Origin of the sequence: Nonomuraea sp. SBT364, assembly GCF_001083785.1 — a bacterium.
Taxonomy (GTDB): Bacteria; Actinomycetota; Actinomycetes; order Streptosporangiales; family Streptosporangiaceae; genus Nonomuraea.
The window spans coordinates 56,957-64,165 of record NZ_LAVL01000039.1 but is presented as its reverse complement, the minus strand read 5'-3'; the positions used below and the strand labels follow the sequence as shown (position 1 = coordinate 64,165).

The 7,209-nt window shown below is 70.8% G+C and carries 8 protein-coding genes; 6 read left to right on the top strand and 2 right to left on the bottom strand.

Features of this window, described 5'->3' with window-relative positions:
- From ADY59_RS51525 to nusB, 4 genes are all read left to right on the top strand, one after another.
- On the top strand, positions 1–388 hold a 388-nt coding region (locus ADY59_RS51525), incomplete at its 5' end, for a hypothetical protein (RefSeq protein ID WP_049564130.1).
- Positions 389–425: 37 nt separating this feature from the next.
- Positions 426–1,475: a M24 family metallopeptidase gene (locus ADY59_RS19600; RefSeq protein WP_049564128.1), complete on the top strand. Its 1,050-nt coding sequence runs from the start codon at positions 426–428 to the stop codon at positions 1,473–1,475.
- Between the two features lie 25 nt (positions 1,476–1,500).
- Entirely contained in the window at positions 1,501–2,061 is a 561-nt protein-coding gene (gene efp, locus ADY59_RS19595; RefSeq protein ID WP_049564126.1) for an elongation factor P, read from the top strand.
- 1 nt (position 2,062) lies between these two features.
- A complete protein-coding gene (gene nusB, locus ADY59_RS19590) occupies positions 2,063–2,473 on the top strand; it encodes a transcription antitermination factor NusB (protein WP_049564124.1) in 411 nt (136 codons plus the stop codon).
- A gap of 109 nt (positions 2,474–2,582) precedes the next feature.
- On the opposite strand, the gene ADY59_RS19585 is transcribed toward nusB, so the two are convergent.
- A complete protein-coding gene (locus ADY59_RS19585; RefSeq protein WP_049564122.1) occupies positions 2,583–4,166 on the bottom strand; it encodes an MDR family MFS transporter in 1,584 nt (527 codons plus the stop codon).
- A 65-nt stretch (positions 4,167–4,231) separates the two neighbouring features.
- Complete coding sequence (locus ADY59_RS19580; RefSeq protein ID WP_231618790.1) at positions 4,232–4,834, bottom strand: acyl-CoA-like ligand-binding transcription factor; 603 nt, start codon at positions 4,832–4,834, stop codon at positions 4,232–4,234.
- A 252-nt stretch (positions 4,835–5,086) separates the two neighbouring features.
- Here ADY59_RS19580 and ADY59_RS19575 point away from each other — a divergent pair, with 252 nt between their 5' ends.
- The gene (locus tag ADY59_RS19575; RefSeq protein ID WP_049564120.1) at positions 5,087–5,845 is read left to right on the top strand and encodes a methyltransferase domain-containing protein; all 759 of its coding nucleotides are present in this window, start codon (positions 5,087–5,089) and stop codon (positions 5,843–5,845) included.
- A 27-nt stretch (positions 5,846–5,872) separates the two neighbouring features.
- Complete coding sequence (dinB, locus tag ADY59_RS19570; protein ID WP_049564119.1) at positions 5,873–7,114, top strand: DNA polymerase IV; 1,242 nt, start codon at positions 5,873–5,875, stop codon at positions 7,112–7,114.
- Positions 7,115–7,209 lie beyond the last annotated feature (95 nt).

Here is a 7,209-nt window from a genome sequence, read left to right as displayed (position 1 = left end):
CTGCCCGACGCCGACCGCGCCCACGGGGTTCGCCCCGTCCGTCTCCCGCAGCGCTCCCGAGCCCAGCGCGCTGCGGGAGACGGACGGGGCGAACCCCAAGGGCACGGTCGGCGCCGGGCAGCCTCCGGGCGGCTGGGCGGGCTACCTCAGGCAGTTCGACTCCGCGCTGACCGCCCAGATGCGCCTGAACGGCATCAATCCCCCGGTCGCGAGAAAGGCCAGGGACAAGCTCGCCAAGGCCGCGCGCAAGTTCGCCGAGGGCCACGAGGAGTCCGGGCGCGACCATGTCCGGGGCGTCCTGCGCGACCTCCTGAGGGCCCAGGAGAAGGGCGAGATCGCGAACGAGGGCCCGCTGCCGGAGTGGCTGAGCGAATGGCGCCTAGAGTAGGGACCGATTTGACATTCGATACGCGTACATTGGCGAAATGACGGTCAATTACCAGGAGCGGCGGGCCCGGCTCGCGGCGATGCTGCCCGCGCACGAGGTCGAGGCGATGCTGGTCACCTCAGGCGTCAACGTCCGCTATCTCACGGGGCTGACCAGCTCCAACGCCGCCGTCCTCATCAGAGGGGACGGCTCGGCGCTGCTCGTCACCGACAACCGCTACATCGACAAGACCCATGGCCTCGACGTCGAGGCCATGGAGGCATCGGACGTGGCGGGCGAGCTGGCCGCCCCCGGCGTGGGCATCGAGGCCGCGAGCATGAGCGTCGCCACCTACAACCGGCTCGGCGACCGGCTGGGCGACCGGCTCGTGCCGCTGGAGCCCCTGGTCGAGCGGCTCCGGGCGGTCAAGGACGACGACGAGCTGGAGCTCCTGCGCACCGCCTGCGCCATCACCGACCAGGCGTTCGCCGACATCTCCCGGACCATCGGGCCCGGCGTCACCGAGCGCGACCTGGCCAGGCTGCTCGACGCGCGGATGATCGAGCTGGGCGCCGACAAGCCCGCCTTCGAGACCATCGTCGCCGCCGGCGAGAACGGCGCCGTCCCGCACCACGCCCCCACCGACAGGGAACTGCGCTCCGGCGACCTCGTCACGATGGACTTCGGCGCCCTCTACCAGGGCTACCACGCCGACATGACCCGTACGGTCAGCCTCGGCGAGCCCGCCGACTGGCAGCGCGAGATCTACGAGCTGGTGGCCGAGGCGCAGCGGGCCGGCAGCCGGGCGGTCACCCCCGGCGCCGAGGCCAAGCAGGTGGACGCCGCCTCACGCGACATCATCGAGGCCGCGGGCCACGGTGACCACTTCCGTCACGGCCTCGGGCACGGGGTCGGCCTGGAGATCCACGAGGAGCCGTTCCTCGGCCCGTCGCGTACCGGTAGACTTGAGGACCGAGTTCCGATCACCGTCGAGCCGGGGGTCTACCTCCCGGGCCGGGGCGGCGTTCGCATCGAGGACACAGTCGTGACACGCGGGGGCGGCGCGGAACTTTTCACCAAGACGACCAAGGAGCTGCTCGTCCTTTAGAGCGGCCACACGCGGGAGAGAACGAGTGGCGACGACCAACGACCTCAAGAACGGCATGGTGCTGAAGCTCGACGGTGGTGAGCTGTGGGCCGTCGTGGAATTCCAGCACGTCAAGCCGGGCAAGGGCGGCGCGTTCGTGCGCACCAAGCTCAAGAACGTGCTCTCCGGCAAGGTCGTCGACAAGACCTTCAACGCCGGGGTGAAGGTCGACGTGGCCAACGTCGACAAGCGCGAGATGCAGTATTCCTACCGTGACGGCGACGACTTCGTGTTCATGGACACCGAGACCTACGACATGGTCAACGTGCCCAGCCGCACCGTCGGCGACGCCGCCAACTACATGCTGGAGAACACCCTGGCCACGGTGGCCTTCAACGAGGGCTCCGCGCTCTACGTGGACCTGCCCGCGGCGGCCGAGCTGACCGTCGCCGAGACCGAGCCCGGCCTGCAGGGCGACCGCTCCACCGGCGGCACCAAGCCCGCCACCCTGGAGACCGGCGCCGAGATCAAGGTGCCGCTGTTCATCACCACCGGCGAGCGGGTCAAGGTCGACACCCGCAGCGGCGAGTACCTCGGCCGGGCCTGAGGTGTCGGCACGAGGCAAAGCACGCCGGCGCGCCCTCGACATCCTGTTCGAGGCCGAGCTGCGCACCGAGGACCCGCTCAAGATCCTCGCCGAGCGGGTCGAGCGGCGCGACCCCCCGGTGAACGAGTACACCTCGGCCATCGTCGAAGGCGTGGCGCGGCACCGCGCCCGCATCGACGAGCTCATCACCACCTACTCCGAGGGCTGGACCCTCGACCGCATGCCCGCCGTCGACCGCAACCTGCTGCGCGGCGGCACCTACGAGCTCCTGTGGATGCCCGACGTCCCCGAGGGCGTCGTCATCAGCGAGTGGGTGCACCTGGCCGGTGAGCTGTCGACGGACGAGTCCCCGCAGTTCATCAACGGGCTGCTGGCCCGCTTCAAGCAGCTCAAGCCCAGCCTGACGCTCTAGCGGGAGCGTCCCCCCGTCAAGACGGCGAAGGCCGCGTCCGGCCCGAAGGCTGGACGCGGCCCGCGACCTGAGGATCGGTCGCCGTTCAGCGGCGGTTCGGAGTGGCCGGTCAGTGGCTGGAGGCCACCGCCCGCTCCTGCGCCAGGCGCTCCTCGCCCGACAGGTCGTTCAGCGGCTTCTCCTTGATGAACAGCACCGCCACCAGGGCCAGCGCCGTCAGCGGCACCCCGATGAGGAACAGGTCGGCGGTGGCCGTCGCGTACACGTCCTGGATGATCCGCACCACCGGCGCCGGCAGCGTGGAGATGTCCGGGACGGCCGCCTCGCCACCGCCACCGCCGCCCGCTGCGAGCGGGCCGAGCCGCTCGGTCAGCTGCGAGGTGACCTGGTTGGCGAGCACCGCGCCCAGCGCGCTGACGCCGATCGTGCCGCCCATGCTGCGGAAGAACGACAGCGCCGAGGTGGTGACGCCCAGGTCGTGCGCGTCGACGTCGTTCTGGGCCGCCAGGACCAGGTTCTGCATGAGCATGCCGACGCCGATGCCGAGCACCGCCATGTAGACGCCGAGCAGCACCGTGCTGGTCTGCCCGTCGATGGTGCTGAGCAGGCCCATGCCGGCGAGCATGGTGACGCCGCCGGCCACCAGGAAGCCCTTCCAGCGGCCCCACTTGGTGATGAGCTGGCCCGCGACGGTCGAGGAGATCAGCAGGCCGAACACCATCGGCAGGCTCATCAGGCCGGCGACGGTCGGCGACTTGCCGAGCGCCACCTGGAAGTACTGCGACAGGAACACCGTGCCGCCGAACATCGCCACACCCACCAGCACGCTGGCCACCGTGGCCAGGGCGACGGTCCGGTTGCGGAAGAGGTACAGCGGGATGATCGGCTCCGACGCCCGCGACTCCACCCAGACGGCCAGCGCCAGGACGATCACGCCGCCGCCCACGAGGCCCACCGTCCACCAGGAGCCCCAGGCGAACTGGTGGCCCGCCAGCGACGACCAGATGAGCAGCGTGGAGACGCCCACGGTGATGAGCAGCGCGCCCAGGTAGTCGACCTTCACGTCCTTGCGCACGACCGGCAGGTTGAGCGTGCGCTGCAGCAGGATGATGGCCACGATCGTGAACGGCACCCCGAACAGGAAGCACCAGCGCCAGCCGAGCCAGGAGGTGTCCACGAGCACGCCGCCGATCAGCGGCCCGGCGACCGTGCCGATGCCGAACACGGCGCCGAAGATGCCGGCGTAGCGGCCCAGCTCGCGCGGCGGGATCATGGCCGCCATCACGACCATGGACAGCGCGGTCATGCCGCCCGCGCCGATGCCCTGGACGACACGGCTGACGATGAGGATCTCCACGTTCGGCGTCAGGCCCGCGATCAGCGAGCCCGCGACGAACAGTCCCAGGGAGAGCTGGATGAGCAGCTTCTTGCTGTAAAGGTCGGCCATCTTCCCCCAGAGCGGCACCGTGGCCGTCATGGCCAGCAGCTCGGAGGTGACGATCCAGGTGTAGACGGTCTGGGAGCCGTTCAGGTCGGTGATGATGCGTGGCAGGGCGTTGGCCACGACGGTCGAGGCCAGGATGGACACGAACATGCCCACCATCAGCCCGGATAGCGCCTGCAGGACCTTGCGCCGGGAAGTGCGCTCGGCGGGCGCGGCCTCAGGACCGGGCTGCGCGCTGGTCGTTGTCATGTTTCCTCTCAGGCAGGGACGCGCGGCACCCGGGTCGGGCGTCGCGCGGTGTCAACGGGCGGGGGTCAGGGAGTGGACAGGCCGTCGGCCAGCCGGGCGAAGGCCTCGTCGAGCAGCACGACCAGCTTGGGGACGCCGTCACCGGAGCTCCAGCGCATCATCGTGGCCCGGAAGGCCGCCAGGGAGACGGCCGTCACGAGGTGGGCGTAGCCGTCGTCGCCGACCCGTTCGGCGATCAGGCCGGTCAGCAAGAGCTCGGTCTCGACGCCGCCGGAGATGAGGTGCGGCAGGAGCGAGGGGTTCTGTTCGAGCACCTTCAGCCGCAGCATCCACCATTCGCGCTGGTCCTGCACCTGCACGGCCTGCTCGCGCAGCACCAGGCGCAGCGCGTCGAGCGCGGGCACCCCGGAGGGGACGCCGGCCAGCCTTTCCTTGAGCTCGGCGCCGACCATCCGGTTCCGGCCGATGAGGGCGTCTTCCTTGGAGGGGAAGTAGTTGAAGAACGTGCGCGAGGAGACGTCCACCGCCTCCGCGATGTCCTCCACCGTGACCCCGGCGAGGCCGCGCTCGGCGACCAGCGTCAGAGCGGCGCGCTCCAGCGCCGCGCGGGTCTCGAGCTTCTTGCGGTCCCTCCGCCCGAGCTCTTCGTTGCTGTCCACGGTGGTCACAACGAACAGGGTAGGGAAGAAATTTCAGGATCTGCAATCTTTCATGATGCGAAGTACGCCAAATCACACCCATGCCGTACAACAGGGCTGGGGAGGAGTAAGAGTGCCGTACGCGAAGGACCGGGGCGCCGGGCGTGTGCCGTACGCGAAGGACCGGGGCGCCGGGCGTGTGCCGTACGGGAAAGCGGGGGAGCGGAACGTGGTCCGTACGGCGTAGGCTGGGCGGGTCGGCGGAAAGAGGGAGGCTCGACGTTGCGTGCTGAAGGCGTCACGAAGGCCCCGGCGGTGCGGACCGCCGTCGTCTGGGACGCGCTACGGGCGGTGCTGGCCGAGCTGGCAGCCGCCACCGGGCGCGAGGCGCTCGACATCGTCGACGCCGGGGGCGGCACCGGAGGTTTCGCCGTGCCGCTGGCCGCGCTGGGCCACACCGTGACCGTCGTCGATCCCAGCCCCGACTCGCTGGCCGCGCTGGAGCGCCGGGCGAAGGAGCGCGGCGTGGGCGTGCGCGGGCTGCAGGGCGACGCCGCCGACCTGGGCGACCTGCTCAGCCGTGACAGCGCCGACCTGGTGCTGTGCCACAGCGTGCTCGAATACGTGGACGACCCCGTCGGCGCGCTGGCCGCGATGGCCGGGCTGCTGCGCGGGGGCGGCGCGGTGAGCGTGCTGGCCGCCAACCCGGTCGCCAGTGCCATCCACCGGGCGCTGGCCGGGCAGTTCGACGAGGCCAGGGCGGCGTTGAGCGACCCGAGAGGGAGCTGGGGCGACCGCGACCCCACGCCGCGCCGCTTCACCGGTGAGACCCTCACCGGGCTGCTGGCCGCGGCCGGGTTCCGGCCCGGGGCGGTGCACGGGGTGCGGGTCTTCGCCGACCTGGTGCCCAGCCGGCTGGTCGACGGCGAGCCGGGGGCCGCCGAGGCCCTGGTGGCGCTGGAGCAGGCCGCCTCCGCCCATCCGGTGCTGCGCGACATCGCGACGCAGGTCCACGTGCTGGGCCACAAGGCATCGGCGTAGAACGCGTGTTCGGATAGACTCGGCGGCGTGTCTCGCAAGCAGATCACCGGCATCGGCCCCGCTCCACAGACCGGGGGCGACGACAGCGGCTGCCCGATCCTGCACGTCGACATGGACGCCTTCTTCGCCAGCGTCGAGCTTCTGGAGCGGCCGGAGCTGCGGGGCCGGCCGGTGATCGTGGGCTCGCCCGCCGGCCGGGGCGTGGTGCTGAGCGCCACCTACGAGGCCAGGGCGCAGGGCGTGCACTCGGCGATGCCGATGAGCCGGGCGCGCCGGCTGTGCCCGCAGGCCACGATCATCCCGCCCAGCCACGGCAAATACTCCGAGGTCTCCAAGGGGGTGATGGAGATCTTCCACGCGATCACGCCGCTGGTCGAGCCGATCGCCTCCGACGAGGCGTTCCTCGACGTGGCCGGCGCCCGGCGCAGGCTGGGCTCGCCCGCCGTGATCGCCGCCGGGATCAGGGCCGAGGTCCTGGAGCGCTACGGCATCACGTGCTCCGTGGGCGTCGCCGCCAGCAAATTCATCGCCAAACTCGCCTCAAAGCAGTGCAAGCCGGACGGCATGCTGGTGGTGCCGCCCGACGACGTCGTGGCCTTCCTGCACCCGCTGCCCGTCTCGGCGCTGTGGGGCGTGGGCGAGCGCACCGAGCAGTCGCTGGTCCGCCTCGGCATCCGCACCGTCGGCGACCTGGCCAGGGTGCCGGCGGCCACGCTCCAGCGCGAGCTCGGCCAGGCGTCCGGCGGGCACCTGGCGGCGCTGGCGTGGGGCCGCGACGAGCGGCCGGTGACCGCGCACGTCCCCGACAAGAGCATCGGCAACGAGGAGACCTTCGCCGCCGACGTCGACGACCCCGAGGTGATCAGGCGTGAGCTGCTACGACTGTCCGAACGCGTCGCCGCCAGGATGCGTAAGGCGGGACACGTGGGCAGGACTGTAAGTGTGAAGCTGCGCCGAGCCGACTTCTCCACGATCAGCCGGTCCCGGACTCTCAAGGAGCCGACCGACGTCGCCCAGGAGATTTACGCCACAGCGTGCGAGCTGTTCCGGGCGGCAGGTCTGGAGCGGGTGCGGCTGCGCCTCGTCGGGGTCCGGATGGAGGGCCTGCGTCCGGCGGATTCGGCAACGCGCCAGCTCAGCCTGGGGGAGCGGGAGACCGGCTGGCGCGAGGCCGAACAGGCCATGGACCGGGCCACGCGGAGATTCGGCCCCGATGCGGTGCTCCCCGCTTCGCTTGTTCGGGGCAGACTTGATGAAATGGAGGCGTGAGGAGATGTCACGACTTCGGGGGAGGAGTGCGATATGGCGCAGAATGAAGCCATGACGTCACCTCCGGTTTGGTCTGCGTTGGACGTTTGCTTTCG